The sequence below is a fragment of the Actinoplanes couchii genome (assembly GCF_016862075.1).
Taxonomy (GTDB): domain Bacteria; phylum Actinomycetota; class Actinomycetes; order Mycobacteriales; family Micromonosporaceae; genus Actinoplanes; species Actinoplanes couchii.
The window spans coordinates 1-24,972 of the sequence record NZ_BOMG01000075.1 but is presented as its reverse complement, the minus strand read 5'-3'; the positions used below and the strand labels follow the sequence as shown (position 1 = coordinate 24,972).

Below are 24,972 nucleotides of genomic sequence, written 5' to 3'. Positions count from 1 at the left end.
AGATGCGGCCGGAACCCGCCTCGATCATGGGCAGATTCGACTGTCTGGTGCGGAACCGACCGCACATGCATGATGAGTGCATGGATCGCTGGTCAACCGTGCTCGATCATCTCGCGAGCGCCCTGCCGTACGGCGGCCGCATGGTCTTGATCGAAGGATCGTCGCTGGTGGCGGACCGTCTCGCCGACCGGATCCGGGATCGGGGCCTGCCCTGTGTGCGGCTGAGCGAGGAGAGCGAGACCTGGCGCGACCTGACCGCCGGCGCGGTGGTGATCGCCGACGGGCCGGGCTGGCGGGAGCGGCTGCCGTCCGGCGACTGGGACCTGTCGGTCCGGGTGCGCACCAGCCGCGAGCATCCGCACGACGAGGCGCACGTGGTGATGGACCTGCACGACCCGGAGTGGCCGGTGATCCGGCACATGGATCCGCTGCTGGTGCCGGGTGATTTCTGGTATCGGATCGAGTCCCGGGCGTTCTTCGCCACCCGCGCCGCGACCTGGGACTCCAAGTTCGGATCGGATCTCCCGGCGTACGCGTCGGCGATGGCACCATCGCCCGTTGCGGCACGACGAGCCGCTCGCCGAGCCGGTGCTCCGGGCGACGACCGCGGAGACCGGCTGGGAGCTGCTGACATACGAGGACGGGGCGTCCCGCTTCTACGCGGTCGCGGTCCGCAGGTGATGCTCGGCCGGTTCCGGTAACGCCGCGGCCAGGCGCTCGGCCTGGGAGCGGATCTCCGGTACGGCTGTCGACTCCCACAACCGGCCCCGGCGCAGCGGGCCGACCAGCCAGAGACCGGGGCGGGCCTGACCGTCGTCGTCGGTGTCGACACCCAGCGCGTGCGGGCCGGTGCGCAGCAGGCCGTCGTCGAACATGCCCTTCAGCAGCGGGCCGCCGGAGCAGGGCAGCGGGCCGGGGCCGGTGCAGGTGATCACCGCGCCGTACCGTTTCGGCTGCTCCCCCTCGACGCGCACCAGCAGGCCGCCCCGCGGGTCGGGTTCGACCGAGGTCAGCCGGCCGGAGCGGACCCGGAGGGCGCCGCTGTCGCGCAGTGCGGTGATCCGGGCGGCGACCGGCGGGGCCATCCGGTGCCGGTGCACCTCCCAGTAACGCTGCGCGTGCCGCAGGAACCGCTCCTGCGCGGCGGTGTCCAGCCCGGCCCAGAGCCGGTCGGCCTGGTGACGCACCGTGTCCATCACCGCGCTCCAGTGCGCGCCGTCCGCGACCGCCTGACGCAGCCGGCGGATCAGCGGCGACAGCGACTGCGTCGCCTCGACCTCCAGATCAACTGCCGGCGCCGGTACGGCGGGATGCGCCCGTGGCAGCATGCCGCGCCGTGACAGTGCCTCGAGCGGGGCCGCCCGCGGATCCCGGGTCAGCGTCAGCGCCACGTCGATCGCGGTCAGGCCGGTGCCGAGCAGCAGGACCGGCTGGTCGGCGGGCACCGCGTCGAGCGCGCCGGGCGCCCACGGGTCGGCCACGAACGCGACGTCGTCACGTGCTTCGTCGCCGACCGCGGAGGGCACACACGGGGCGGGGTTGCCGAGGGCCAGGATCAGGTGCTCGGCCCGGGTCTCGGCGCCGGTGTCGTCGGTGACGATCCAGCGGGGGCCGTCCGGGCGTACCGCAAGAGCCGTGGCCCGGTGGTGGGACAACCGCGGGCCGGCCGCGGAAGCGAACTGGTCGGCGAGATAGTCGCCGTAGACCGGCCGGGGCAGGAAGCTCGCCGCGTCGGCCGGAATGCCGCGCTCGCGGCACCATCGCAGCAGCTGCTGCGGATCCGTGGAATCGGCGCTCATCGCTGCCGCACGGGAGTTGAGCAGGTGCCATTCCTCGGCGGGGCCGTAGGCGACACCTCGGCCGGGACGGCTCTCCGGGGAGATCAGGACGGTCCGCCATGCGGAATTCCGGGCGATCGCGCGGGCGGTCAGCGCGCCACTGGCGCCGCCTCCGATGATCGCGACGGTTCCGGGCTCACGTCCGGTTCGGGCGGCGGCGACCGAATCACGGACCACGGTGCTGGTCACCGGGTCGGCTCCGCGTTCAGTGGCCGCTTGGTACAGCAGGTTGGCATCGCACACTCCTTTGGGCCGGTACCGACACAGCAAACCATATATCCCGTCGGCTTTATAGGCTATCCGGCCTGGAGTTCAGCAGATGTTCAGGGCCACAACTCGTGCCGCTGCCAGGTCTCCCCGTCGCGCAGATACTGCAACCGGATGTGCCGGCGGTCCTTGTCCGCCTGCCAGAACTCGACCTGCTGCGCGCGTACGGTGTACAGCGTCCACTCGTCGACCACCAGATCCGGCTCCACGGCGAACCGCTCGGCCGCCTCCTCCGCCGCGATGACCAGCTGGCGCCGGTCGTGCAGCGGCTGCGACTGCCGGCCGGCCAGGGCCTCCGCGCGCCCCACCGGCGACCGGGCCAGGAAATCGGCGGCACACTCCTCGGGCGGAGCCGTCACCACCCGGCCGCGCACCCGGATCTGCCGCCCCTGCTCCCGCCACAGGAAGGTGAGCGCCGCCGCGGACAGCGCCTCCAGCTCCAGGCCCTTCGGGCTGCCGCGGTGACTGGCGAACTGCCAGCCGTCGGCGTCCACGTTCTTGAGCAGCAGCACCCGGGCGTCCGGGATGTCGTCCACACCCAGCGTCGACAGCGTCATCGCGTGCGGTTCCCGGACCCGCGCCGCCACCGCCTCGGTCAGCCACTCCACGAACAGGTCCTCCGGCCGCTCCGGCGCCACCGAGGTGTCGAAGTCCGGCATGTCCCCGGCGAAGACCGGCAGACAACGGAGAAACTGGCGCAACTCGCTCATGATCTGATGATCGCACCGGATATAACTGCCGCGTGGATTTGAACGAGTATCAGCGGGCGGCGCTGCGGACCGCCGCCCCGAGAGACAAGCACAACGAAGTCTTCCACCTGCTGCTCGGGCTGGTCGGGGAGACCGGCGAGGTGGCCGAGAAGGCCAAGAAGATCGTGCGCGACCACGGCAGCGACTTCTCCCGGTGGGACACCGAGGACCTGAAGAAGGAACTCGGTGACACCCTCTGGTACGTCGCCGTGCTCGCCGATCACTTCGGGCTCACGCTGGCCGATGTCGCCGCCGGCAACGTGCGCAAGCTCGCCGACCGGCAGCGACGCGGCGTGCTCGGCGGCAGCGGCGACGACCGGTGACCGTCAGGACGTGACCGCGGGGTCCTCGTGGGTCAGGGCCGGCCGGTTGCCCTGGCCCGGCCGGTACGTCAGCACCTGCGGCCCCGCCTCGGTCACGGCGATGGTGTGCTCGGAATGAGCGGTCCGGCAGCCGTTGGCCGAGCGGATCGTCCAGCCGTCCTTGTCGAACTTGATCTTGTCGGTGTCGGCGCAGAACCACGGCTCGATGGCGATCGTCAGACCCGCCTCCAGCTTCATGCCCCGCTTCGGCCGGCCGTCGTTGGCGATGTGCGGCGCCTCGTGCATGGTCCGGCCCAGCCCGTGACCACCGAACTCGCCGTTGATGCCGTACCCGTACCGCCGGGCGGTGTCCCCGATCGCGGCCGAGATGTCACCGATCTTGTTGCCGACCACCGCCGCGGCGATGCCCGCCTCCAGGGCGACCTCGGTGCACTCGATCAGCACCAGGTCGGCCTGGTCCGGGGTGCCGACGACGACGGAGAACGCCGAGTCGGCGACCCAGCCGTCGATGCCGACCGCCATGTCGACGCTGAGCAGGTCACCGTCGCGCAGCACGTAGCTGTGCGGCAGGCCGTGCAGGACCGCGTCGTTGACCGACAGGCAGAGCACGTTGCGGAACGGTCCCCGGCCGAACGAGGGCGCGTAGTCCCAGTAGCAGGATTCGGCTCCGCGCTCCTTGATGCGGCGGCGGGCGTAGTGTTCCAAGTCCATGAGGTTGACGCCGACGTCGGCGACCCCCTTCAGCTCGGCGAGCAGTTCGCCGACGAAATGGCCGGTCACGGCCATCCGACCGATCTCCTCCGGGGACTTCAGCTCGATCACACCGGTTCCTTCCTCTCCAGACCGGTATAGTTATACCACCCCGTTCGCCGGGCTATCCTGCACACATGGTTCGCCCACCCCTCACCCCCGAACAGATCGCCGCCGGCCAGCGCCTCGGCGCCGCGCTCCGGGCGGCACGGGGCGCCCGCGCCCTCGCCGAGGTGGCCCTGGCGGCCGGCATCTCCCCCGAGACGCTGCGCAAGATCGAGGGCGGCCGCCTGCCGTCCCCCGCGTTCGGCACCGTGGTCTGCCTGGCCGGCGTGCTGCACATCCCGGTCACCGAGCTGGCCGAGGTCTGGCTGTCCGACACAGCGATGCTGCAGGCTTCCTAAAGGCTTTTCAAAACCGCCTTTTCGGTACGTCCGGCCACGGTCGTTTCCGGGGTGACCCGGACCACCGTTTCTCGCCCGGCGGTCGCGGGTCGGTCCGGAGCTCCGCGGGCCCCGCGTGGTGGCCACGGTTCCTTCAGTCACTCGTACCGGAAAAGGGGTTTGCTCAGCCCCAGACCTCCTCGGCGGTCTCGGCGATCAGGCGGAGTTTGGCGACCTGGTCGTCGTATGTCAGGACGTTGCCCTCGACCGTCGAGGAGAAGCCGCACTGCGGGGACAGGCACAGTTGTTCCAGGGGGACGTAGCGGGCGGCCTCGTCGATGCGGCGTTTCAGGGTGTCCTTGGATTCCAGAGTGCCGTTCTTGGTCGTCACCAGGCCCAGGACCACCGTCTTTCCCGGCGGGACGAAGCGGAGTGGGGCGAAATCGCCGGAGCGGTCGTCGTCGTATTCGAGGAAGAAACCGTCCACCGCCAATTCGCTGAACAGCGCCTCGGCCACGAAATCGTAACCGCCGGAGGCCGCCCAGGAGGAGCGGAAATTGCCCCGGCACATGTGGGTGGTGACGTTCAGCCCGGCCGGGCGGTCGGCGATCGCGGCGTTGATCTGGCGGATGTAACGCAGGTGCTGGTTCTCGGCGTCGTCACCGCGTTCGGTCAGCAGGCGGCGCTGGGCCGGGTCGTTGAGGTAGGCGAGGCTGGTGTCGTCGAGTTGCAGATAGCGGCAGCCCAGTTCGGCGACCCGGCGGACCTGTTCGGCGTAGGCGGCGCTCAGATCGGCCCAGAACAGTTCCTGATCGGGGTAGACGGCCGGATCGATGGCGGCCCGGCCACCCCGGTAATGGACCATGCTGGGCGACGGAATGGTGAGTTTCGCGGTCGTCCCCGGCGCCACCTGCCCGGCCAGGAACGCGAAATCGGCCCCGAAGATCGTCTCGCCGAGTGTGATCGGGGCATCGACGGCCAGCGCCGCCGATTCGAAGTCGAGTTCGCCCTGTTCGTTACGGAAATGGACCTGGATCTTCTCGTCGGTGGGGCGGATGCCGCCGAGCCGGTAGATGAAGTCCATGTGCCAGGAGGTGCGCCGGAACTCGCCGTCGGTGGCCGACCGCAGCCCGATGTCGTGTTGCATCCGGACGACGTCGCGGATCGCGTCGTCCTCGACGGCCCGCAATTGATCGGCGCTGATCTCGCCGAGCGCTTTCTGCTCGCGGGCGCGCAGCAGCTGGGGTGGACGGAGCAGACTGCCGACGTGGTCGGCCCGGAACGGAGGCTCTGCACGGAAAGTCATGGCAATCAAGCTACGCCGGTCAATCCGTGTCGTCGCCCGTCAGCGTCCAGGTGAGATCGCGGGACGGGTCCTCGATCGCCAGATGGAGATGCCAGCCGTATTCGGCGGAACGGGTCCAGGTGACGCACCGGAGCCGTTCCACGAACGGGGGCACCGGCTCGCAGTCGGCCATCATCCCGAGCGCCGCCCACAGCCGCTGCCGTCCGACGGCCCGGCCGGCGATGTCCACGTTGTAGGGGGCGTCGCCGGCGGCCAGGTGGATCAGGTGCGGGTAGGCGGCGGCGAACGAGACCTCCGCGCCCCGGCTCCCAGGGTGGGCGACCGTCGCCGCGGCCTGCCAGGCGGTGCCGCGGAAGGCTTTCGCCTCGACCCGGTCGTGCCAGCTGCCGAGCACGGGGACCGCCGGGTGATCAACCTCCAGCAGGCCACGCTCATGCGATAAGTCGGACATGTCGCCTATCTCAGACGTAGGCAGATGCCAACCGCCGCTGGTCGCGCTGCCGCTGAGGTTGTAGCTCGGCATCTGCCATTCCGGATCCCAGTGCGCCACCTCCCACGGCGCCACCGGAAGGACGTCCTCGCCGTAGAGGACCCGGGAGTGCGCGACCATCCGCCGCACGTGCGGATCGGTCAGGTGCGGCTCCAACTCCCGCCACGGCCGGTGCGCGACGACCTCCCACAACGGCCCGGGAAACCCGGTGTCCTGCGGAAACGCCTGCGCGGCCGCCACCGCGAACGCGGGCGGGGCCAGCAGCGCCACCGCGTGCGCGACCTGGCGGCGCTTCTCCGTGTCCGGATCGTCGCGGGTGGCCAGGTCCAGCAGGTCGGCCCAGCGCCCGGAATCCACCAGAAGCGACACATTGCGATACGACACGGCGACCACACCGACATTGTGCCGGACGGTGTCAGTCGACAGCGGACTGGAGTTCGAGCACGAACCGGGAGCCGCCGCCGGGCCGGGGCTCGTACCGGATCTCGCCGTGGTTCGCGTGGGCCAGCCCGCGCACGATGTAGAGGCCGAGCCCGGTGCCGGCCACGTTGCGGGCGTCCCGGTCGGCGCGCGCCAGCCGGTCGAACAGGCGGCTGCGGAACTCGTCCGGCACCCCCGGCCCGTGGTCCTCGACGGTGATCCGGATCCGCCGGCCGGTGTCGTCGATCCGGATCGAGGTCGCGCCGCCGCCGTACTTGGCCGCGTTGGAGAGCAGGTTGATCAGGATCTGCTGCAGATGCCCGGGGTGCACCACGACCCGCGCATCCTCGCCGAGCACCGGGACGATCTCGTCCAGGAGCGACAGAGCACGGCCGATTTCGGTACGGACGGAGAGCGCCTGCCGATCGGCATGGATCGTGCCGGCCTCGATGGTGACCATCGCCAGCACCTCCTGGACGATGTCGTCGAGCCGCCCGGCCTGCCGGTAGATCGCGTCGATCGCCCGCCCCCGGCGCTCGTCGGTCAGGCGCGGCCAGTCGTCGAGGAGCACCTCGGCGTGCCCGCGGATGGCGGTGAGCGGGTTGCCGATCTCGTGCCCGAGCATCCCGATGATGTCGAGTTTGAGCTGGTTGGCGGCTTCGAGTTCGGTGGCCCGGCCGGCCAGGGCGGCGGCCGCGTCGTCCCGGGCACGTTCGGCGGCACGGCGCGCGGACACGTCGGTGACGACGGCGATGAAGTGTTTCGGACGGCCGGTGGTGTCGCGTACCAGAGAAACGGTGGCCTCGGCGTCGATCCGGTGACCGTCGGCGTGACGCAACCGGCTCTGATGGGTGTAGGCCTCGGCCTCGCCGGCGAACAGCCCGGCCGAGAGCCGGGTGTGCTCGATCAGGTCCTCCGGGTCGAGCAGATCGGCGACCCCGAACGAGGCCAGCTCGTCGACGGACCGGCCGAGCATCGCGGCGTACGCGGCGTTGGCGGTCACCAGGCGCCCGTCCAGAGCCTGGATCACCTGACCGACCGCCGAGTTGGCGAACTGCCCGCGGAACCGCTGTTCACTCTCGGCCAGGGCGAGTTCGGCGGCCCGTGCCGCGGTCACATCGGTGTTGATCTCCAGGATCTGCGGCGCGGACTCGCCGTCGGCCTCGGGCGCGGGCTGGTGCAGGACCTGCCGGCTGAGGACCGTGACGGTGCGCCCGTCGGCGGTCAGGTGATCCAGCGGACCGTCCCAGCGCCCGTCCCGCAGCATCAGCCGGGCGTGCTCGTCCCCGGTCATCGCCCCGGGGAAGACGGTGGCCAGCAGCTGGTGGGTGATCTTGCCCTGGACCGCGGCGAGCGGCCACCCGTACAGGTCCGAGGCGCCGGCGTTCCACCAGCGGATCGTGCCGTCCAGTTCGCGGACGATCACCGCGTCCGGGATCAGCTCCAGCGCCCGGGCGTGCCGGCGCAGTTCCGCGTCGGCGGCCCGGCGGGCGGTCACGTCCTCGATCTGGTTGACCACGTACCGCGGGGCGCCGTCCGGCCCGCGCACCACCGCGGCCCGCACCGCCACCCAGATGGTGCGCCCGTCCTTGTGCCGGTAGCGGCGCTCGGCCAGCCCGGCGTCCCGGTGCCGTTGCAGGTCCGCGTCGGTCATCGTGACCAGCTCGGCCGCCGAGTACCCGGTGATCACCGTCATCGCCGGGTTGACCTGCACGAACCGGCCCACCTCACCGGGCTGCAGGCTGCACAGCGCCACCCCCAGCGGCGAGTTGTCGACGGTGAGCCGGAACCGGTTCTCGCTGACCTCCAGCTCGCCCAGCGCCCGGGTGCGCTGCACGGTGTCGTCGGCGTGCCGCATCGCCGAGCTGAGACTGTCGGCCAGCAGGGCGAGCTGCTGTTCGTCGGCGTCGTCGAAAGCGCCCGGCCGCCGCGAGGTGACCTTGAGCGCGCCGGCGCCGCCGTGCAGCGGGGCGACGAGCGTCGAGGCGATCCCGACGGCGACCCCCTGGGCCAGGGTGGTGCCGTCGGCCAGCTCGATCGCGGCCCCGTCGGCGGCCGGGAACAGGTCGACAGCGCGTTCGGCCACCACCCGCATGGTCGCGTCCCGGTCGGCGGCAACGGCAAGGATTTCCCGCTGTACGGCCAGGGTGTGCCGCAGCCGGCGCAGCTCACGTTCGGCGGCGGCCTGTGCCTCCCGTTCCGCGGTCATGTCCAGCAGCTGGATGACCGCCCCGGTGACACCCTGGTCGTCGACGATGGCGGAGGTCGCCGACATCACCGCCAGGTGCGAGCCGTCCCGGCGCACGAGCACCGATTCACGTACGCCGCGCGTTTGTGTTCCGCTCTCCAGGATCCGCATCGCCTGTTCGAGTTCCTCGATCGGGCGGGTGGTGACGTCCCACAGTCGCAAGCCGAGCGCCTCGGACTCGCGGTAGCCGAGCAGCCGGCAGAACGCCGGGTTGGCCAGCACGATCCGGCCCCGGTCGGCGCCGTGCAACCCGATCACGATCTTGGCGATCGGACTGTGGTCGAACACCTCGGCGAACTGCCGCTCGCTGCGGGCCAGCTGGTGCAGGGCGGTCATCACGGCGGCGCGTTCCTGCTCCAGCGACCGCAGCGCGGCCGTCGACCGCGCCAGCGATTCATCGCGGGCCGCGATGTCCTCGGCGTGCCGCAGCGCCGCGCCGAGCGCGTCGGCCAACAGGGTCAGCTGCTGCTCGTCGGCCTCGGTGAACGCCGCCGCGCGGGCACTGCCGACCATCAGCACCCCGAGCGGCTCGCTACCCGGCGCCCGCAACGGGGCCAGCAGCAGCGACCGCATCCCGGTGGTCCGCGACGCCGGCCGGTTCACCCGCGGATCACTGCCGGTGTCGTCACAGCGCACCGCGGAACCCGACGTCAGCGCGATCCCGGACAGCGAATCCGCCGGCCGCATCTCCGGCACCTCCCGGCCGGCCAGCCGCCCGGTGGCCACCGCCGACCGCAGCAGCCCGGTCGCCCGGTCCAGGATCTGCACGCCCGCGCTGTCCCCGGCGGTCAGCACGTCCAGGGCCCGCTCCACCACCACCCGCAGCAGCGCGTCCCGGTCGTTGCCGACCTCGGCGATCTCCCGCTGCACCGCGATCGTGCTGCGCAGCCGTTCGGTCTCCCGGGCGGTGACCCGCTCCGCGACGGCCGTCTCGGTGACGTCGACGATCTGCACCAGGATCTGCACCGCGATCCCCGGGCCACCCCGCAACGCGGTGACACACAGCAGGCAACTCAACTGCCGGCCGTCCCGGTGCCGGAACGTGCGGCGGCCCCGGAACTCGTCCCGCACCCCGGCGACCATCTCGGCGAGCGCGGCGACCACCTCGGCCCGGTCGTCCGGGTGCACCATCACCGGCAGCGGAACCTGCGCCAACTCCAGCCCGGTGTAGCCGAACAGCGCCGCCACCGCCGGGTTCGTGCGCAGCCAGTCACCGTCCGGGCCCAGCACGGCCATCGCGATCGGCGATGAATCGATCATCGTACGAAAGCGGGCCTCACTCTGGGCGAGCGCCTTGCGGCCGCTGCTGTCCACGATCTCACCGACGGCGTACGCCCGGCCGGCGGCGTCGTTGACCACCACGGTCTGCGCGCGCACCCACACCGGGGTGCCGTCGCTGCGCAGCAGGATCCGCTCGATCGAGGCGTACCGGGCCCGGCCGGCCACCATCGAGGACAGGGCGGTGTTGAGCGCCTCGACGTCCTCGTCGGTGACGAGCCCGCGCCAGGACCGCCCGATCAGCTGGTCGCGCCGGTATCCGAGCAGCTCGCAGAAGGCCTCGTTGACCTCGGAGAGGGTGCCGACCTCGCCGGGGGCGAGACTCGTGACGACCTTCGGCACGGGGCTGCGCGCGAAGGCCTCCGCCAGGACCGGCCGGTCGACCAGCGGCTCGAGGAATCCGACACCCACACAGACCTGATCGGCCGGGCCCGCTCTTTCGTGAGGCCCCGTCGCCCCGGCTTACGGTCCTGCTCTCTTCGGCCGCTTCCGTATCCGCCCCTGGCCGGTCGTCGCCCCTCTTCCGCCGCGGCCGGCCCTCCCGCTTCCGCTTCCGCCAGCCTCACCCGCTTCCGCTTCCGCCAGCCTCGCCTACTTTCGCTTCCGCCGGCCCTCCCGCTTTGGCTGCCGCCGGCCTCGCCCGCTTTCGCTTCCGCCGGCGTCCTGGCGCTCAGCGGGCTTTCTCAGCTCTCGCCGGTTTCCTTGCGGCGCATCTCCTCCTCGCGGCGGCGAAGATCCGCCTCCCACTTCTTCATCAGGTCCTCGTCGTCCTTCTTGTTGATCCCGTTCAGGAACTCCGGGTCGTCGTCCGGTGCCCGCGGCCGCTGCTTCTCGGGAAACCCACTACCCGGCCGCCAGACGGTCCCGTTGCTGAGCGTTATCGGACGAGCGGGCCGCCCGGCAACAAACCAGGCGATCCCACCGATGGGAGAGAACAAAAGGATCAGAAACACCCAGACGACCCGTGGAAGCGCCCGGATCTCGTGTTCCTCAGCAGAAAGACAGGAGATCAGCGCACACACGATCAACACAAGGTCGACCAGCACAAACAACGAGTAGAGACGAATCACGCGCCGATGATGCCAAACGATCCCCAATCCCGTGACCCCGTTCCCCCCAATCCTGCTCCCCGCTCCCCGCTCTCCGCCCCCAGCGCCCCGTTCCCCGCTCCTGGCGCTCCGTTCGCCGTTCCCGATTCCCGGCGCCCCGTTCCCCGCTCCTAGCGCCCCGCTCCCAGCTCCCAGCTCCCAGCTCCCAGCTCCCGGGCTCCCGGCTCCCGGCTCCCGGCTCCCGGCTCCCGGCTCCCGGCTCCCGACCTGAGGTTCTACGCCTCGGACCATCGCCTTTCCTTTCGCCTTAACCCTCCGCATGGCCCTCCGCCGCAGACCACCGCTTGGTCCTCCGTCTTGGTTCTCTCTCTTTGCCGCCTCCCCTCTTTGCCGCCTCCTTTTTTGGTTCCCGACTCGATCTCCGCCACGGCTTCCCACAGCCGCCTTTAAACCCCGGCCCCGGACTCCCGCACCGCCCACGTCCCGGCTCCGCGCTGTCGCCCGTTTCCCACCACCGGCCGGTCCGGGATGATCATGTGATGCCTCCCGCCGCCGCGCTGCGTGTCGACCGGATCCTCGGCGACCGTCCGCTGACCGAAATCGGACGCCCCACCCTCGCCATCCGCAACCGCCCCGGCCCGGACCGCCGCGAGATGCTGGCGGTGGCCGGCGCCCACCAGTCCGGATTCGCCCCGGTAGCCGTCTACAACGCCACCGATCTCCGCTGCCGAGCCGTGGTGAGATCACGCTTCCCGGTCCACACGATGGCGTTCCACCCCGAACATCCACTGCTGACGATCGGAACCGGCAGATACGACGGCGGCTACTTCTTCGAGGGCGAACTACTACTGCTGAACTGGAAGACCGGCACCACCCACTCCCTGATCGACGACCACACCGGCCGCCAGATACTCGACCTGGAGTGGCTGAACAGCCATGAACTACGCATCCTCAGAGCCCCTTCCGACGATGGGAAGGACCCCGCCGCAAGATCCGAGGGCTACGTGAGCACCGTCATCCGCAAGGATTGGCGCAAGGTCGAGCCCCACCGGCTGAAACTGACCGAACTGGCCGGCCCCCGAGTCCCCGCACCTCGCGATCCGTACAGCCCTCAGGTCCTCGCGGCTCGCCTGAAAGCCCTGCCCTCCGCATTCCCCGGCTACCTGACCACAGCCGCGAAACCACGACGTGAGGTCCGCGCCGTCGAAATGCTCCCCGACGGCCGGATCCTGGCCGCCCTCGACGGCGTGATAGCCGAAGCGTGGTCACGGTCCGGAGACCTGCTGTGGTCCGTACCCGACGCCGAAGGAGGCCGAGACCTGGTGGTCACCACCGAAGGCGTCTGGGCAGGCGTGGTCCACCCCGGCTGGGAACAGAGCCCACGAATCCTGCTCCGCCTGGCCCTGGACGACGGCGCAGAACTGGACCGCATCGACCCCGGCAGCCTGGTAACCCTCGTACCCAGCGCCGACGGCCAGCCGGCAACCGCCCCCATCGTGACAGCCGGCAGCCGCGCCGATCTACGCATCCGCCGCGGCTCCCGGATCTACACCCGAGCGGCCAAACGCCCCCACCGTTCGAAAAAATACTGGCTGGCAGCCGCAGAATTCCCCGGACCGTCCGTTCCCCGCCTCCCATCGCCCTCGGAGTTCCACCGCCTGTTCCCGTTCTCCTGGGAACCGAACGAGACCCATTTCGCCGGCCCCGGAGTAGAAGCAGCAGACGGCAGCCTGATCCACGCCGGAACCGTCTACAACGGTCTGGGTCTACAGCCAGGCGGCGCTTTCGTGGTGAGCCGAAACCTCCAAACCGGCACCCCGAACTGGGTCTTCCGATCCGACCACCCCGCGACGGCGCTGGACGCCAACGAGAAGACCATCTACATCGCCTACAACGACGGCGAGGTGGTAGCCCTGAACCTCCGATCCGGCACCCCCGAGTGGCACCACTACGTGACACTGTCCGGAGTTCCGGTGGTCAGCACAGCCCTGACCACCCCGTCCCCGGGCCGTCTCCTCCTGGGAACCACCGATGGCCGAATCCTGGACTGCTCAGTCCGCTGACCGCCCGCCCCCCGACCACCCACACCCCTGACACCTCCAGCCCGCCTAAGCCCAGTGACAACCACAACTCCCACCAACAACCGCCACCGGGCCGCCTCAGCCCAGTGACCAACAGCCGCCCCAGGGCCGCCTCGACCCGGCAACCAACCACAGCTCTCGCCTGCAGCCGCCTCGGGGCCGTTTCAGTCCGCGGACCATCCACGGCCCCTCACCAACCGCGCCTGCGGACCGCCTCAGCCCAGTGGCCGGCCGAGGTGCAGGCGTGGCCAGGTGGACAGATCGCTGAGCAACCGACGGTCGTGAGTGGCGATCACGACCGCGGCCGGGGTACTGAACAACGCCTCGGTCAACTCGTCCACCAGAGCCGACGACAGGTGATTGGTCGGCTCATCGAAGATCAGCAAGTCCGGCTTACCGCTAAGCCGTAAAGCAAGATCCAGCCGTCGTTGCTGCCCTTGCGACAGCAACCGCACCGGAGTCCGCAACGCCTCCGCGTCGAGCAGCCCCAGCGTGCCGGCGCCTTTCAGCAGCCGGTGCGCAGTGGTGTCGCCCGGCCGCTCGGGCACCTCTTGGGCGATCAGCTCCACCCGCACGTCCACCGCGCGGTGAACCGCGCCGGAACCCGGTGCCAACCGCCCCGCGAGCAACGCCAGCAGGGTGGACTTGCCGGCACCGTTGCCACCGGTGACGAGCAGCCGATCCCCACCGGACAGAACCAGAGTCACCGCCTCGTCCAGTCGTCCCGAAACCCGTACCCCCTCAGCTCTCAGCAGTGGAACCCCCTTGCGCGTGCCCAGATCCGGCCAGCGCAACGCCGGCGGCGGAACCGGAACCGTGATCCGATGCGCCTCCAGAGCCTCCCGTTCCCGGTTCAGCGCCTGCACCACACCGGGTGTGTGGGACTGGCGTTTGTGCTTGTTGACGCCCTTGTCCGGTCGCCAGCCGGTGGTGAGCCGGTTCCGTGCCCGGTCCACGGCCGCCGTCAGCCGGACGTGCTCAGCCTGCTGCTCGGCATAGTCCTGTTCCCATGACGCCCGATCCCGTCGCCGTCCTTCCTGCCATTCGCCGTACCCGCCGGTGTAGACGTGCGCCCGCCCGTCCGCACTCGGGTCCAGGTCGAGGAACTGCCTGCCGATGTCCCGCAACAGTTGCCGGTCGTGACTGACCACGGCCAGCCCGCCCGGATGGGCCCGCACCCGGGCGGTCAGGAAGTCCAGACCGTCCGCGTCCAGGTGGTTCGTGGGCTCGTCGAGCAGCAGGATGTCGTGGTGTGCCCCGAGCAGGCACGCCAGCCGAACCCGGTACCGCTGCCCCACCGACAGGCTCCGCAGTTCCCGGCCCCGATCGGTGCACGCGTTCAGCGCCTCCAGCGCGACGTCCACCCGGCGCTCGGCATCCCAGGCGTCGAGCTGCGTCGCCACTTCGAGCGCGGCCGCATACCGTTCCTCAACTCCACCTCCCGAGGCGTCGTCTCGTGTGCCGCCGGCTGCCGCTACGGGCCCGCCGGCTTCATAGGTCGCCGACAGTGCGGCAGTCGCTTCGTCCAGCTCCGCCAATGCCGTTCGCGAGTCGGCCAGGGCGGCATTCGTCAGGGTGCCCACGGTGTCACCGGGGGCGGCTTGCAGTGCCTGGGCAGCCAAGCCGATGGTTCCGGACCGGTGCACCGATCCCTCGTCGGGAATCAGCAGGCCGGCCAGGACGTGCAGCAGTGTGGTCTTACCCCGGCCGTTCTCGCCTACGACGGCGAGCCGTGTGCCGGGTGAGACGGTGACGGAAACGCGGTCAAGGATCTGACGCGCTCCCAGTCGGACAGTGACGTTATCGGCACGCAGGTGCGCGAGAGACATGATCGAAAAGCTCCGCAGCTCGAGATGAGCCGGGTAGCCATGTGGGGCCGCCCGGCAGGACACCGAGACGGCGGGGCAAATCCGCAGGTCGCGCCGCCGTCAGCGGCTGCTGCGGATCCTCATGAAAGCGAATCCCTCGTACATGGCGGCAACGTTAGCGGTCCCCGCACTCCCGAGCCAACCCATTTTCAGATGTTCTCATCATCCAGATGTCGGGTGTATCGTTCGCGGCATGGTCCGGTTGACACGCGCACAACAGCAGGCACGCACCAGAGCCACCGTGCTCGGCGCGGCCGTCGAGGAGTTCGCCGAGCACGGCTATGCCGACGCCAAGATCGACCGGATCGCCTCCCGAGTCGATCTGACCCGCGGGGCCGTCTATTCGAATTTTCCGAGCAAGCGCTCGCTCTACCTGGCGGTGCTGCTGGATTCCTGGCCACACACCCAGCACCGGTCCGCCGAGTCGCTGATCACCAACGTGACAGGTGCCGCCGAGGCGTTCGCGCGGTCCTGGATCGAGCGACTACCGCTCACCACCGACAACGTCGCCGTCGCCCGGCTGCGATCGCGATCGGTGACCGGCGTGTTCGACGACGACCCGGGCCGTGCCGTCCTGGGCGAGCTGACCCGGCTGGAGGCGCTACTGCTGGCCCTCTCCCTGGAGTCCTGCCCACCGGTGGCGACCCGCCGCGTCCGCCTCGCGGAGCTGATCCTCACACTCCTGCACGGTGCCGATCACCTCGCCGAGGCTGCGCCCGGCTTCGGTGACCCATTCGACGTGACGAAGGCTTGCGGTCACCTGGCCGGCCTCGACCTGGACGATGCCTGGGCTCCCCCACACCTCGATTTTGTACGGGGGGCCGAGCTCTGCGACGACCCCTGGCCCGAGCCGGAGGACGGCCTGGTCGTCGTGCTGGGCGCGGCCCGGCTCGGTGCCGCCGAGGAGGCGGTCCGCGCCGCCACCGACGGGGAGCGCGTGACGATCGCGGTGGTGACCGACAATCCCGCCGAGACCGGCGCCCTGGTCCAACTACGCCTCAGTGGCCTGGCGGCCTGCCTTCGCCAGACATTCCCGGCCGCTGCCGCTCCCCCCGTGCACGTCGACCTCGACGACGGGCCCGCTCTCGCCGCCGCGATCGGCGCCGAGATCTCCGACAACACCGAGGCAGCCGTCCGCATCCGAGCCGGCCGGGTCGTCGCCCGGGCCCACGGCCGGGGCGCCGGTCACGCCGTCGCCAACGCCCACCCTCCGACCGAAGCGGTGCGATCATGACGGATCTACTGGTGCTCCACACCCTGCGCTGCATGGGCTTCACCGATTTGGAGCGGGTCGCCGAGGCCACCGGTTTGTCCATACCCGAGACCGAGTCCCATTTGATCGACCTGGCGGTGGCCGGCCTGGTGACGAAGATTCCCAGCCCGTTCGGCGGCTGGGGCCTGACCGAGGCGGGCAAGGCCGCGGATGCCCGCCTGGTCGCCGAAGAGTTGGCGGCTTCGGGTTCACTGCCCGAGGTGGCCGACGCTTACGAGACCTTCCTCGGGCTCAATCCCGAGTTGCTGGACCTGTGCTCGGCCTGGCACATGCGCCCGGTCGGCGGCGTGCCCGAGGTCAACGACCACAAGGACGCTGCGTATGACGGCCGGGTCCTGACCCGTTTCACCGACCTGGATCGCCGAGCAGCCCCGGTCTGCCACTCCCTGACCGAGGCGCTGCCACGCTTCAGTCGCTACCGTCCACGCCTGGCAGCGGCCTTGGCCCGCGCCGAGGCGGGCGCGATGGAGCATCTGGCCGACACCACCACGTCGTATCACGCAGTGTGGTTCCAACTCCACGAGGACCTCCTGGTCACACTGGGCATCCCGCGATGACGACCACCAGCCGGCCGCGCACCCCCATCCCGCCCGGCACAGACCAGGAGCACCCCAAAAGCCAGAGCCACAGCGGGCAAGACCACCCGCGGCGAGGCCGTCACAAGAGACGAGTCCACCCCCGAGTCATCCGCCAGGAAAGGCAGGGCCATCTCCGGCGCATCCACCACGACAGAAGCGGTCATCTTCAAGGCATCCGTCATGGCAGACAACATCGCCTGCGGGGCTTCCGGCAGGGCAGACATCTAGGGCCGCCGCGATGAGGTTCATCCATCCACTCACGCCGACCACACCGCCACCTGATCCCGATCTGGTCGGCGCCAAAGCCCACGGCTTGTTCACGCTGCTGAACCTGGGTTTTCCGGTCCCGTCGGGTTTCGTGATCTCCACCGAGGCATGCCGCACCTTTCTACACGATGGCCGTTTTCCAGAAGACCTGAGTTCTGAACTGTCCGAGGCCTTGTCGGATCTGGCCGCATCTGCGCCGGACCGTCATGAGACCGGTCAGCCATACCGTGGGGCCGGTCAGCCGCCGACCGTTGATGGCCCGCTCTTGGTATCGGTGCGTTCCGGCGCGGCAGTCTCGATGCCCGGCATGATGAACACCCTCTTGAACGTGGTCAGTACCGCCCTCACCGACCTCGCCCCACCACCACACGCGGCACCCTCATTCGAGAGAGCGAGCCCCAAGGTCGCGACCCGGGGTTCCGACAAAGCTGACATCACGGATGCTGTCAGCTTTGCCGAGACCTCCGACTCCGAGACCCCCGACCTCGAGACCTCCGATCTCGCGGATGCTGCTGGCACGAATGCGGCGGCCGGCAAGGGAGACAGCGCGGTTCGGTCTGCGGTGGAGGCGGTCTTCTCTTCCTGGAACACGGCTCGCGCTGTCACCTACCGCGAGTTGCACGACATCTCGCATGACCTGGGAACCGCGGTGATCGTGCAGGCCATGGTCTTCGGTGATCGTGACAGACACAGTGGGAGCGGGGTCGCTTTCAGCCGTGATCCGAGCACCGGCGAGAGGGTTGTCTACGGCGATGTCCTCTTCGGCCACCAGGGGGAAGACGTGGTGTCCGGGCGCTTTCCGACTCGCCCGTTGATTGATCTGGCCGGGCGGGAATCCCTCGTCTGGGCCGAACTCGTGGGTGCTCTGGAACTGCTGGAGCGTCACTTCCGGGATGTGTGCCATGTCGAGTTCACCTACGAGTCCGGGCGGTTGTGGCTACTTCAGGTCCGGCCGGGCGGGCTGTCCGGGCGGGCGGCGGTGCGAGCGGCCGTCGAGATGGCCGACGAGGGGCTGATCGATCGCCGCACCGCCCTGAACCGGGTGACACCACGGCAACTGAAAGCGGCGCATACTCCACGGATCCGCTTGGACGGCACCGTCGATGTCGTCGCCCGGGGTGTGGGTGCGAGTCCGGGGGTGGCCACCGGGCGAATCGCGGTCACCGCCGATCAGGCCGCCCGGATGGCCGCGCACGGACCGGTGATCCTGGCCCGGCCACACACCTCCCCACTGGACATGCACGGCCTGGCCGCCGCGGCTGGCATCGTCACCACGGTAGGCGGCCCGACCAGCCACGCGGCGGTGGTCGCGCGTTCCATGGGCAAACCATCGGTGGTCTCAGCCGCAGCGATCGAGGTCGATACCACCGCCGGATGCGTCCGCACCTCAGGCAGAGTCCTCACCGAGGGCACCGTGATAACGATCGACGGGTTAGGAGGCGAGGTGGTACTCGGAAGCCCGGAAATCACCACCGGCGACACCGATCCCCACCTGGCCCGTTTACTCACCTGGGCAGAGGAGGCGATCGACAAGGGAACCACCTGACCGGCCCACCCACGACACCACTACCCGAATAACACCCCGCCGACCAGCGGGTCGCGGCCACTCCGCTATCCATGAGGCGCGGTACAGCTCAGCTACGAAGTGCGGTGGAGCCGGTCACAGATCTGGGCGGCGAGCTCGAACTGGGGCGCAGGTTCAGGCCCAGACGCGGTGTCGGGCTCGGGGCCGGGACCGGTGCCGGGACCGAGGACCGAGGACCGAGGTCGAGGTCGGGGCCGAGGTCGAGGTCGGGGCCGAGGTCGAGGTCGAGGTCGAGGTCGAGGTCGGGGCCGAGGTCGAGGTCGAGGCCGGAATCGGGCTGCGGGCGGGTAGTAGAGATCGATAGCGTTGATCCATGTCGGAGGAAAAGTCTTCGGGTGGGCGCTGGGCACGGTCGGACTGGTGGGGTGGGGTGCTGGATGCGCCTGATCCCGGGGTTCTGGCTCGGTTTTATGCCGAGCTTCGCGGGTGGACTGTCTGGCGCGAGGAACCGGGAAACGTTGTCCTTGACGCGGGGGAAGGGGTGGCCTATTTGACGGTTCAGCACAATCCGGACTACGTGCGACCGGCTTGGCCGGCCATACCAGGGCAGCAGCAGATGATGGTTCATCTGGACTTCGAGGTCCCCGACCTGGCTGCGGGTGTGGCTCGGGCCGTTGAGTTGGGTGCGGAAGTCCCCGAACATCAGCCCCAAGAGAATGTCCGGGTCCTTCTCGATCCGGCCGGTCACCCCTTTGCCTTTACATCTCTTGAGGAAGGGCAGAACGAAACTGTGGAATGCCGAGCGAGGTGCGGTTGACCGGGCGCGGACCCGACGCGCCGCAACAAGCCTGAACACGGACATGGGGCCTGAACACCGGCACGGGCCTGAACACCGGCACGGGGCTCAAGGCCTGGGCGCGGGGCTTCGAGCGCGGCCAAAGCCGCACGGACCGCAGCATCGGCGCGGGCGCAACCACGCGGACCTTAGGCGCGAGCCGCAGCCCGTCCGATGCCCTAAAACGACCGGGACGCATGCGCGGGGAACAGGCGGCGTCCCTGCCCGGCGTGGACGCCAGCGCGGTGGACCGCAAGCATGGTGAACCGCAAACATGGTGGATCGCAAGCGTGGTTGTCGACCTGGGCTGGGGTGCAGCGCTGGCACGAGGCCAGGCATGATGCGGGCCTCAGCTCCGCCGTAGTGCAGACATGGAACCTCGTCGCTGACCCGGCGTCTATGTGAACCTCGGCAAGGGGCGCGGCAGCAGGTGCGGGTGCGGGGCTCGCCGCCAGCCCTCTGCACAGGTATGGGCTCGGTGCGGGCGCTGATGTGAAGGCTCAGCGTCGAACCGGGAGCGGCGCGGAACCGGAACCGGGAGCCGCGCGGGAGCGGGAGCCAGCGCGGGAGCCGGAGCAGGCGCGGGAGCCGGAGCAGGCGCGGGAGCCGGAGCAGGCCGCGGGAGCGGCGTGGTGCGAAGCGGGGGTGGTGGGCCGACTGGGAGCGGCTGTTGTTGGGGGTGTGAGGCTGGGTGGGGAGAGGAGAGGGCTGCGGGAGAGCTTGGGCGGGGGCAGCGGGAGCGGGAATGGTTTGGGGGGATTTCTGTTCCGGTTGGGATGTGGGTTGTTTTGCGGCTGGATGGGCGGGGGTTTTCCCGGGTTACCTATTCTCATTTTTCTAAGCCGTTTGATCGGCGGTTTGTTGATCTCATGGTTGATGTTTCTGGGGGTCTTCTTGACGAATTTTGGGCTCGGTATGCCTACACCGTCAGTGATGAAATCTCTTTAGTGTTTTCTCCTGGGTTTCGGATGTTCGGGCGGCGGGTGGAGAAGCTTGTTTCGGTATCGTCCGGGATGGCCAGCTCCCTGTTTTCGCTTGGGTCCGGGGCTATGGGGCACTTTGACTCTCGGGTTTGGATGGGGACCTCGGTTGAGGATGTTCTTGACTACTTCGACTGGCGGCAGGGTGATGCCGGGCGGTCTGCTCTGCATGGGTGGTGTTATTGGACATTGCGTCGGGAAGGGCTTTCCGGGGCGGATGCCACCTCGGCTTTGGCTGGGGCCAGCACCTCGGACAAGAATGAGTTGTTGTTTCGGCGTGGGATCAACTTCAATGAATTGCCGGTCTGGCAGCGGCGTGGGGTGGGGATCTGGCGGGAATCCGGTGCGAGACGAGACGCCCGCAACACGCGCGACGCCGGGGAGACAGGGAACGCAAGCGCGGTGCGGGAGGACGGCACGCCGCGGGACTTGGGCGAGAGCCGGGCGGGCAGCGCGACGCGGGACTTGGGTGAGGATCGGGCGGGCAGCGCGACGCGGGACCTGGGTGAGAACCGGGCGGACGGGGCAGGGCGGGACGGCATCGACAACGGGGTGGGCGGTAAGGCGCGGGACTTGAGTGGGGACCGGGCGGGCAGCGCGACGCGGGACTTGGGTGAGGACCGGGCGGACGGGGCAGGGCGGGACGGCGCCGGCAGCGAGGTGGACGGTGCGGCGCGGGACCTGCGTGAGGGGCGGGCGGGTGGCGGGGTGCGGGGCCTGGGTGAGGGGTGGGTGGGCGGTTCGTGGCGTGGTGGGCTGCATGTGGAGTGGGGGCTTCCCGGGCGGGACGCGGGGCGGGAACTTCTTGTCCGGGTTCTCGGGGTGGCGGGGTGAAACTACGATCGGGGTGTGATCGATTTTTCCAGTCCCTCGGTTTTCAAGCTCAGCCCGGTTGATCCGGGGACCGTCTACTCGCAGGTGGCGCCGCTTCTCATCAATGGGGAGCAGCTTGTCAGCGCGTTCAAGACGACCCGGGACTTCGTGGCGTTCACCAACAAGCGGCTGATCGCGGTGAACGTGCAGGGGATGACCGGTAAGAAGGTGGACTTCACGTCGCTGCCGTTCAGCAAGGTGCAGGCGTTCTCGGTGGAGACGGCCGGCAACTTCGACCGGGATTCCGAGCTGGAGCTGTGGTTCAGCGGGCTGGGCAAGGTGCGGCTGGAGTTCAAGGCCAACGCGGATGTCCGGCAGCTGGCCCAGCTCATCGGCACCTACGTGCTGTGATGCGGATGATCGGGCTGCTCGGCGGCATGAGCTGGCAGTCGACCGCCGAGTACTACCGCATTCTCAACGAGCTGGTGCGGGAGCGGCTGGGCGGCCTGCATTCGGCGCGGCTGGTGCTGCATTCGGTCGACTTCGCGGAGATCGAGGTGCTGCAGGCCGAGGGCCGCTGGGACGAGGCGGGCGCGGTTCTGGCCGCGGCGGCGCGGAGTCTGGAGGCGGCCGGCGCGGATTTTGTGGTCCTGTGCACGAACACGATGCACAAGGTGGCCGAGCCGATCCAGGACGCGATCGGCATTCCGCTGCTGCATCTCGGGGACGCCACCGCGGATGCCGTCAAGGGGGCCGGGATCCGGACCGTCGGGTTGCTCGGGACGCGGTTCACGATGGCCGAGGAGTTCTATCGGGGACGGATGGCTCAGCACGGTCTGACGGTTCTCGTCCCGGGCGACGAGGATCAGCGGATCGTCAACGACGTCATCTATCAGGAGTTGTGTCTCGGGGTGGTGCGCCCGGAGTCGCGGGAGGCCTATCGCCGGATCATTCAGCGGCTGATCGACGACGGCGCCGAGGGTGTCATTCTCGGGTGCACCGAGATCGAGCTGCTGGTCGGCCCGGACGACAGTGCGGTCCCGCTGTTTCCGACCACCCGTCTGCATTGTGAATCGGCGGTGACCACCGCATTCGGCCCGGCGGCCGCGAATCGGCGCTGAGCCGCGCGGACCTCGCGTGGTCGAGACGGGGCTCAGCGTCGATCGTACAAAAATCTGGTTCTGTTCTCCTCGATCTGTGGGACGTGATCGATGGCCCAGCTCGCCAGCGCGAGGGCCGGTGGGATCAGGCTCTCGCCGATCGGGGTGAGCGCGTATTCGACGCGCGGCGGGACTTCGGCGTAGATGGTGCGGCTGACCAGTCCGTCGCGTTCCAGATTGCGCAGTGTCAGGGTCAGCATCCGTTGCGAGATGCCGGGGATCCGGTGGTGCAGGTCGCTGAATCGCAGCGTGCCCTGTTCGAGGGTGGCGACGATCAGCAGCGTCCATTTGTTGCAGATCTGGTCGAGGATCGCGCGCAGTGTCTTTCCGCCGTCGCCACGGATCATGCAGGTGTGTTCGTATTCCACGCGGTGACAACTCCCTGTGCCTGAGGCACATCCGTGTGCCTTTTGTACGCCCCCCGATAGTGCCGCATGATGGGGCCACGCACCACCGGTAACCATCCTGTTCAGGGAGTATTTAGCATGAACATCGCCTACTGGGTGCTCGCTGCCCTGCTCGCGCTCTTCTACGTCTACGCGGGCGGCAAGAAGGCCACGCAGAGTAAGGATCAGCTGCTGCCGATGATGGGCTGGGTCGATCGGACGCCGATGCCGCTGGTCCGCGTGATCGGCGTGCTGGAGGTGGCCGGCGGGATCGGCCTGATTCTGCCGCCGCTGACCGGGATCGCGGTGGGGCTGGCGACGGCGGCCGCGATCGGGCTGACGCTGATCCAGGTGGGCGGCATCGTGGTGCACGTGTCGCGTGGGGAGGCGCGGCTGATCGGCCTGAACGTCGGCCTGCTGGTGGCGGGCATGGTGACAGCCGCACTGGTTCCATAAAACACAGCCGCACTGGTTCCGTAAAACGAAGACCCATGGCGGCGGCCGCACTGGTTCCGTTAAAAACGGTAACCCAAGGTCATGGTCTGGTTACGCTCGCGAACATGAAAAGCGCTGCCCGTACCTGCCTGGCGTGTGCCGCAACCACCGTCCTGGCCGTGACCGGTCTCGCCGGCCCGGCCAGCGCCGCACCGCAGACCCTGACGTTGAACAGCCCGTTCGGAGTGAGCGGCGGTGGTAACACGCTCATCGGCACGGTCCCCGCCACGGCGGCGGGGACGTTCCCCAGCAAGCCGTTCGTGCAGTTCCAATCCGGCACGTGTTCCAACCAGTCGAAGGTGGTCTCGCAGATCACCGTCGGAGCGGGCGGTGCACTGACCTCCGGCACCCAGAGTGTCCCGCCGGCCGACGTGACCCGCATCTCCACCACCAAGATCGCGTTCAAGGTGCCGACCAAGTCGTACCCGGAACTCGACGACGACGGCAACGCCAGCGTGATCAACGACAAAGGCCTGGTGCTGGACGCCGGGCAGTCCTCGGTGAAGTGGTCGGTCTGTGTCTACGACAACGACACGGCCTCGGGCAACCTGCTCGCGACGACCACCTACACCCTGATCCAGAAGCCGACCATCACCAGCATCTCCCCGACCGCCAGCCAGGCCAGCGGCGGCACCACGGTCACCGTGACCGGTAACGGTTTCGCCCCGTTCACCAGCCCGAACATCCCGATCACCGCCTCGATCGGCGGGGCGCCGCTGACCAACATCAAGGTGGCGGCGAACGGCGCCAGCTTCACCGGTGTCACCGGGCCGCGCGGGGCCGGCGCCGGCCTGACCATGACGGTGACCGCTCCCGGCGGCAAGGTGGTCAGTTCCGACCCGGACAACAACCCGGCCACCTTCGAGGCGCCGTTCCTGTTCGACTACAGCAACGGCATCACCGTCACGCCGAACCTGGCGGCCGGTGGCAGCACCACCATGCTCGACATCACCGGTGGCGGGTTCAACGACCTCACCTTCGACGCCAACAACAGCCCGACCAGCGCCAACGCGCACGTGTTCCTGGTGCAGGGGACCTACGCGCCGGCCGGTAACCGGGGTATGGCCGAGTGCTCGAACGTGGTGGTCGTGGCCGACACCGAGCTGATCTGCACGCTGGACCTGGCGACCGGCTCGCTGAACAAGTCGACGGGTGCGGCCCAGCCGAGTGTGCAGGTTCCGGACGGGGCCTACTCGGTGGTGATCGTCCAGAACGGTTCGATCACCGCCGGCTCGGACGCTCAGCCGACCATCATCAGCAGCGGGTCGACCTTCACCATCGCCCCGTACTAGGAGAGCATCAGTACTAGGAGAGCGTCAGGAAGGGGCCGCCCGGAGGGGCGGCCCCTTTTCATGCGGTCGGCAGCGTGAGCGTGAAGGTGCTGCCACCGGAGATGCCGGGGCGGAACCCGGCGCTGCCGTGATTGGCCTCGGCCAGCCCGCGCACGATGTAGAGCCCCAGCCCGGTCCCCTTGATCGTCATGCTGGTGTCCGGGTTGCGGGTGTACCTGTCGAACAGCTGCGGGCGCAGCTCCTCCGGGATGCCCGGCCCCGCGTCGTGCACCGCGATGGTCGCCGTGTCGTCCCGGAGTTCCACGGTGATCGCGGTGG

The 24,972-nt window shown here is 69.3% G+C and carries 23 protein-coding genes and 1 pseudogene; 14 read left to right on the top strand and 10 right to left on the bottom strand.

The features are described 5' to 3' along the window. The first annotated feature begins 80 nt into the window (after positions 1-80). Positions 81-701, top strand: a complete 621-nt coding sequence (locus tag Aco03nite_RS30235; RefSeq protein ID WP_203800806.1) for a hypothetical protein — start codon at positions 81-83, stop codon at positions 699-701. Here Aco03nite_RS30235 and Aco03nite_RS30230 read toward each other — a convergent pair. Together Aco03nite_RS30230 and Aco03nite_RS30225 are read right to left on the bottom strand one after the other, a co-directional pair. Beyond that, entirely contained in the window at positions 657-2,027 is a 1,371-nt protein-coding gene (locus Aco03nite_RS30230; RefSeq protein ID WP_239145552.1) for an FAD/NAD(P)-binding protein, read from the bottom strand. The genes Aco03nite_RS30235 and Aco03nite_RS30230 overlap by 45 nt on opposite strands. Before the next feature lie 134 nt (positions 2,028-2,161). Further along, entirely contained in the window at positions 2,162-2,815 is a 654-nt protein-coding gene (locus tag Aco03nite_RS30225) for a pyridoxine/pyridoxamine 5'-phosphate oxidase (RefSeq protein ID WP_203800804.1), read from the bottom strand. Positions 2,816-2,847: 32 nt separating this feature from the next. On the opposite strand from Aco03nite_RS30225, the gene Aco03nite_RS30220 reads away from it, so the two are divergent. Next, positions 2,848-3,177: a nucleoside triphosphate pyrophosphohydrolase family protein gene (locus tag Aco03nite_RS30220; protein ID WP_203800800.1), complete on the top strand. Its 330-nt coding sequence runs from the start codon at positions 2,848-2,850 to the stop codon at positions 3,175-3,177. Positions 3,178-3,180: 3 nt separating this feature from the next. Here Aco03nite_RS30220 and map read toward each other — a convergent pair whose 3' ends face one another. Next, the gene (gene map / locus Aco03nite_RS30215) at positions 3,181-3,999 is read right to left on the bottom strand and encodes a type I methionyl aminopeptidase (RefSeq protein WP_203800799.1); all 819 of its coding nucleotides are present in this window, start codon (positions 3,997-3,999) and stop codon (positions 3,181-3,183) included. A 65-nt stretch (positions 4,000-4,064) separates the two neighbouring features. On the opposite strand from map, the gene Aco03nite_RS30210 reads away from it, so the two are divergent. Next, on the top strand, positions 4,065-4,331 hold the full coding sequence (locus Aco03nite_RS30210; protein ID WP_203800798.1) for a helix-turn-helix domain-containing protein: 267 nt from the start codon (positions 4,065-4,067) through the stop codon (positions 4,329-4,331). 163 nt (positions 4,332-4,494) lie between these two features. Here Aco03nite_RS30210 and Aco03nite_RS30205 read toward each other — a convergent pair whose 3' ends face one another. The 4 genes from Aco03nite_RS30205 to Aco03nite_RS30190 form a co-directional block, all read right to left on the bottom strand. Continuing rightward, positions 4,495-5,616 carry a 5-methyltetrahydropteroyltriglutamate--homocysteine S-methyltransferase gene (locus tag Aco03nite_RS30205; RefSeq protein WP_203800797.1) on the bottom strand — a complete coding sequence of 374 codons (1,122 nt, stop codon included), beginning with the start codon at positions 5,614-5,616 and terminating at the stop codon, positions 4,495-4,497. A 19-nt stretch (positions 5,617-5,635) separates the two neighbouring features. After that, positions 5,636-6,475, bottom strand: a complete 840-nt coding sequence (locus Aco03nite_RS30200) for a hypothetical protein (RefSeq protein ID WP_203800794.1) — start codon at positions 6,473-6,475, stop codon at positions 5,636-5,638. Positions 6,476-6,521: 46 nt separating this feature from the next. Next, positions 6,522-10,463: a PAS domain S-box protein gene (locus tag Aco03nite_RS30195; RefSeq protein ID WP_203800792.1), complete on the bottom strand. Its 3,942-nt coding sequence runs from the start codon at positions 10,461-10,463 to the stop codon at positions 6,522-6,524. Positions 10,464-10,735: 272 nt separating this feature from the next. Then, positions 10,736-11,122: a PLD nuclease N-terminal domain-containing protein gene (locus Aco03nite_RS30190; protein ID WP_203800789.1), complete on the bottom strand. Its 387-nt coding sequence runs from the start codon at positions 11,120-11,122 to the stop codon at positions 10,736-10,738. A 518-nt stretch (positions 11,123-11,640) separates the two neighbouring features. On the opposite strand from Aco03nite_RS30190, the gene Aco03nite_RS30185 reads away from it, so the two are divergent. Then, positions 11,641-13,164, top strand: a complete 1,524-nt coding sequence (locus tag Aco03nite_RS30185; RefSeq protein ID WP_203800786.1) for a PQQ-binding-like beta-propeller repeat protein — start codon at positions 11,641-11,643, stop codon at positions 13,162-13,164. A gap of 233 nt (positions 13,165-13,397) precedes the next feature. On the opposite strand, the gene Aco03nite_RS30180 is transcribed toward Aco03nite_RS30185, so the two are convergent. Next, a complete protein-coding gene (locus Aco03nite_RS30180) occupies positions 13,398-15,011 on the bottom strand; it encodes an ATP-binding cassette domain-containing protein (protein ID WP_239145551.1) in 1,614 nt (537 codons plus the stop codon). A gap of 232 nt (positions 15,012-15,243) precedes the next feature. On the opposite strand from Aco03nite_RS30180, the gene Aco03nite_RS30175 reads away from it, so the two are divergent. From Aco03nite_RS30175 to Aco03nite_RS30145, 8 genes and pseudogenes are all read left to right on the top strand, one after another. Continuing rightward, complete coding sequence (locus tag Aco03nite_RS30175) at positions 15,244-16,284, top strand: TetR/AcrR family transcriptional regulator (protein ID WP_203800783.1); 1,041 nt, start codon at positions 15,244-15,246, stop codon at positions 16,282-16,284. Beyond that, positions 16,281-16,880, top strand: coding sequence for a transcriptional regulator (locus Aco03nite_RS30170; RefSeq protein WP_203800781.1), 600 nt, complete (start codon positions 16,281-16,283; stop codon positions 16,878-16,880). The genes Aco03nite_RS30175 and Aco03nite_RS30170 overlap by 4 nt, the downstream gene beginning before the upstream one ends. Before the next feature lie 259 nt (positions 16,881-17,139). Beyond that, positions 17,140-18,714: a PEP/pyruvate-binding domain-containing protein gene (locus Aco03nite_RS30165; RefSeq protein ID WP_203800779.1), complete on the top strand. Its 1,575-nt coding sequence runs from the start codon at positions 17,140-17,142 to the stop codon at positions 18,712-18,714. A gap of 352 nt (positions 18,715-19,066) precedes the next feature. Continuing rightward, positions 19,067-19,510: a VOC family protein gene (locus Aco03nite_RS30160; protein WP_203800777.1), complete on the top strand. Its 444-nt coding sequence runs from the start codon at positions 19,067-19,069 to the stop codon at positions 19,508-19,510. 794 nt (positions 19,511-20,304) lie between these two features. Continuing rightward, a pseudogene (locus tag Aco03nite_RS54790) lies at positions 20,305-20,868 on the top strand (tRNA(His) guanylyltransferase Thg1 family protein); the annotation flags it as partial. A gap of 42 nt (positions 20,869-20,910) precedes the next feature. After that, a complete protein-coding gene (locus Aco03nite_RS53265) occupies positions 20,911-21,342 on the top strand; it encodes a hypothetical protein (RefSeq protein WP_239145550.1) in 432 nt (143 codons plus the stop codon). A 15-nt stretch (positions 21,343-21,357) separates the two neighbouring features. Beyond that, positions 21,358-21,732 (top strand): PH domain-containing protein, encoded by a 375-nt coding sequence (locus Aco03nite_RS30150; protein WP_203800773.1) that lies wholly within the window; start codon positions 21,358-21,360, stop codon positions 21,730-21,732. Beyond that, positions 21,732-22,442, top strand: coding sequence for an aspartate/glutamate racemase family protein (locus Aco03nite_RS30145; RefSeq protein ID WP_203800771.1), 711 nt, complete (start codon positions 21,732-21,734; stop codon positions 22,440-22,442). Before Aco03nite_RS30150 ends, Aco03nite_RS30145 begins: the two co-directional genes overlap by 1 nt. A gap of 32 nt (positions 22,443-22,474) precedes the next feature. Here Aco03nite_RS30145 and Aco03nite_RS30140 read toward each other — a convergent pair whose 3' ends face one another. Further along, the gene (locus Aco03nite_RS30140) at positions 22,475-22,849 is read right to left on the bottom strand and encodes a winged helix-turn-helix transcriptional regulator (RefSeq protein WP_275415919.1); all 375 of its coding nucleotides are present in this window, start codon (positions 22,847-22,849) and stop codon (positions 22,475-22,477) included. Positions 22,850-22,966: 117 nt separating this feature from the next. On the opposite strand from Aco03nite_RS30140, the gene Aco03nite_RS30135 reads away from it, so the two are divergent. Together Aco03nite_RS30135 and Aco03nite_RS30130 are read left to right on the top strand one after the other, a co-directional pair. Then, positions 22,967-23,323 carry a DoxX family protein gene (locus Aco03nite_RS30135; RefSeq protein ID WP_203800768.1) on the top strand — a complete coding sequence of 119 codons (357 nt, stop codon included), beginning with the start codon at positions 22,967-22,969 and terminating at the stop codon, positions 23,321-23,323. Positions 23,324-23,427: 104 nt separating this feature from the next. Beyond that, positions 23,428-24,654 carry an IPT/TIG domain-containing protein gene (locus tag Aco03nite_RS30130; protein WP_203800766.1) on the top strand — a complete coding sequence of 409 codons (1,227 nt, stop codon included), beginning with the start codon at positions 23,428-23,430 and terminating at the stop codon, positions 24,652-24,654. 58 nt (positions 24,655-24,712) lie between these two features. Here the strand turns inward: Aco03nite_RS30130 and Aco03nite_RS30125 are convergent. Then, the coding region (locus Aco03nite_RS30125) for a sensor histidine kinase (RefSeq protein ID WP_203800764.1) at positions 24,713-24,972 on the bottom strand (260 nt) is incomplete at its 5' end.

Excerpts from the sequence above, each read along its gene's own strand:
- Aco03nite_RS30210 (WP_203800798.1), top strand. The coding sequence starts at position 4,065 with ATGGTTCGCCCACCCCTCACCCCCGAACAGATCGCCGCCGGCCAGCGC.
- Aco03nite_RS30165 (WP_203800779.1), top strand. The coding sequence starts at position 17,140 with ATGAGGTTCATCCATCCACTCACGCCGACCACACCGCCACCTGATCCC.
- Aco03nite_RS30130 (WP_203800766.1), top strand. The coding sequence starts at position 23,428 with ATGAAAAGCGCTGCCCGTACCTGCCTGGCGTGTGCCGCAACCACCGTC.
- Aco03nite_RS30170 (WP_203800781.1), top strand. The coding sequence starts at position 16,281 with ATGACGGATCTACTGGTGCTCCACACCCTGCGCTGCATGGGCTTCACC.
- Aco03nite_RS30205 (WP_203800797.1), bottom strand. The coding sequence starts at position 5,616 with ATGACTTTCCGTGCAGAGCCTCCGTTCCGGGCCGACCACGTCGGCAGT.
- Aco03nite_RS30235 (WP_203800806.1), top strand. The coding sequence starts at position 81 with ATGGATCGCTGGTCAACCGTGCTCGATCATCTCGCGAGCGCCCTGCCG.
- Aco03nite_RS30180 (WP_239145551.1), bottom strand. The coding sequence starts at position 15,011 with ATGTCTCTCGCGCACCTGCGTGCCGATAACGTCACTGTCCGACTGGGA.
- Aco03nite_RS30145 (WP_203800771.1), top strand. The coding sequence starts at position 21,732 with ATGCGGATGATCGGGCTGCTCGGCGGCATGAGCTGGCAGTCGACCGCC.
- Aco03nite_RS30185 (WP_203800786.1), top strand. The coding sequence starts at position 11,641 with ATGCCTCCCGCCGCCGCGCTGCGTGTCGACCGGATCCTCGGCGACCGT.
- Aco03nite_RS30225 (WP_203800804.1), bottom strand. The coding sequence starts at position 2,815 with ATGAGCGAGTTGCGCCAGTTTCTCCGTTGTCTGCCGGTCTTCGCCGGG.
- Aco03nite_RS30135 (WP_203800768.1), top strand. The coding sequence starts at position 22,967 with ATGAACATCGCCTACTGGGTGCTCGCTGCCCTGCTCGCGCTCTTCTAC.
- Aco03nite_RS30175 (WP_203800783.1), top strand. The coding sequence starts at position 15,244 with ATGGTCCGGTTGACACGCGCACAACAGCAGGCACGCACCAGAGCCACC.
- Aco03nite_RS30160 (WP_203800777.1), top strand. The coding sequence starts at position 19,067 with ATGTCGGAGGAAAAGTCTTCGGGTGGGCGCTGGGCACGGTCGGACTGG.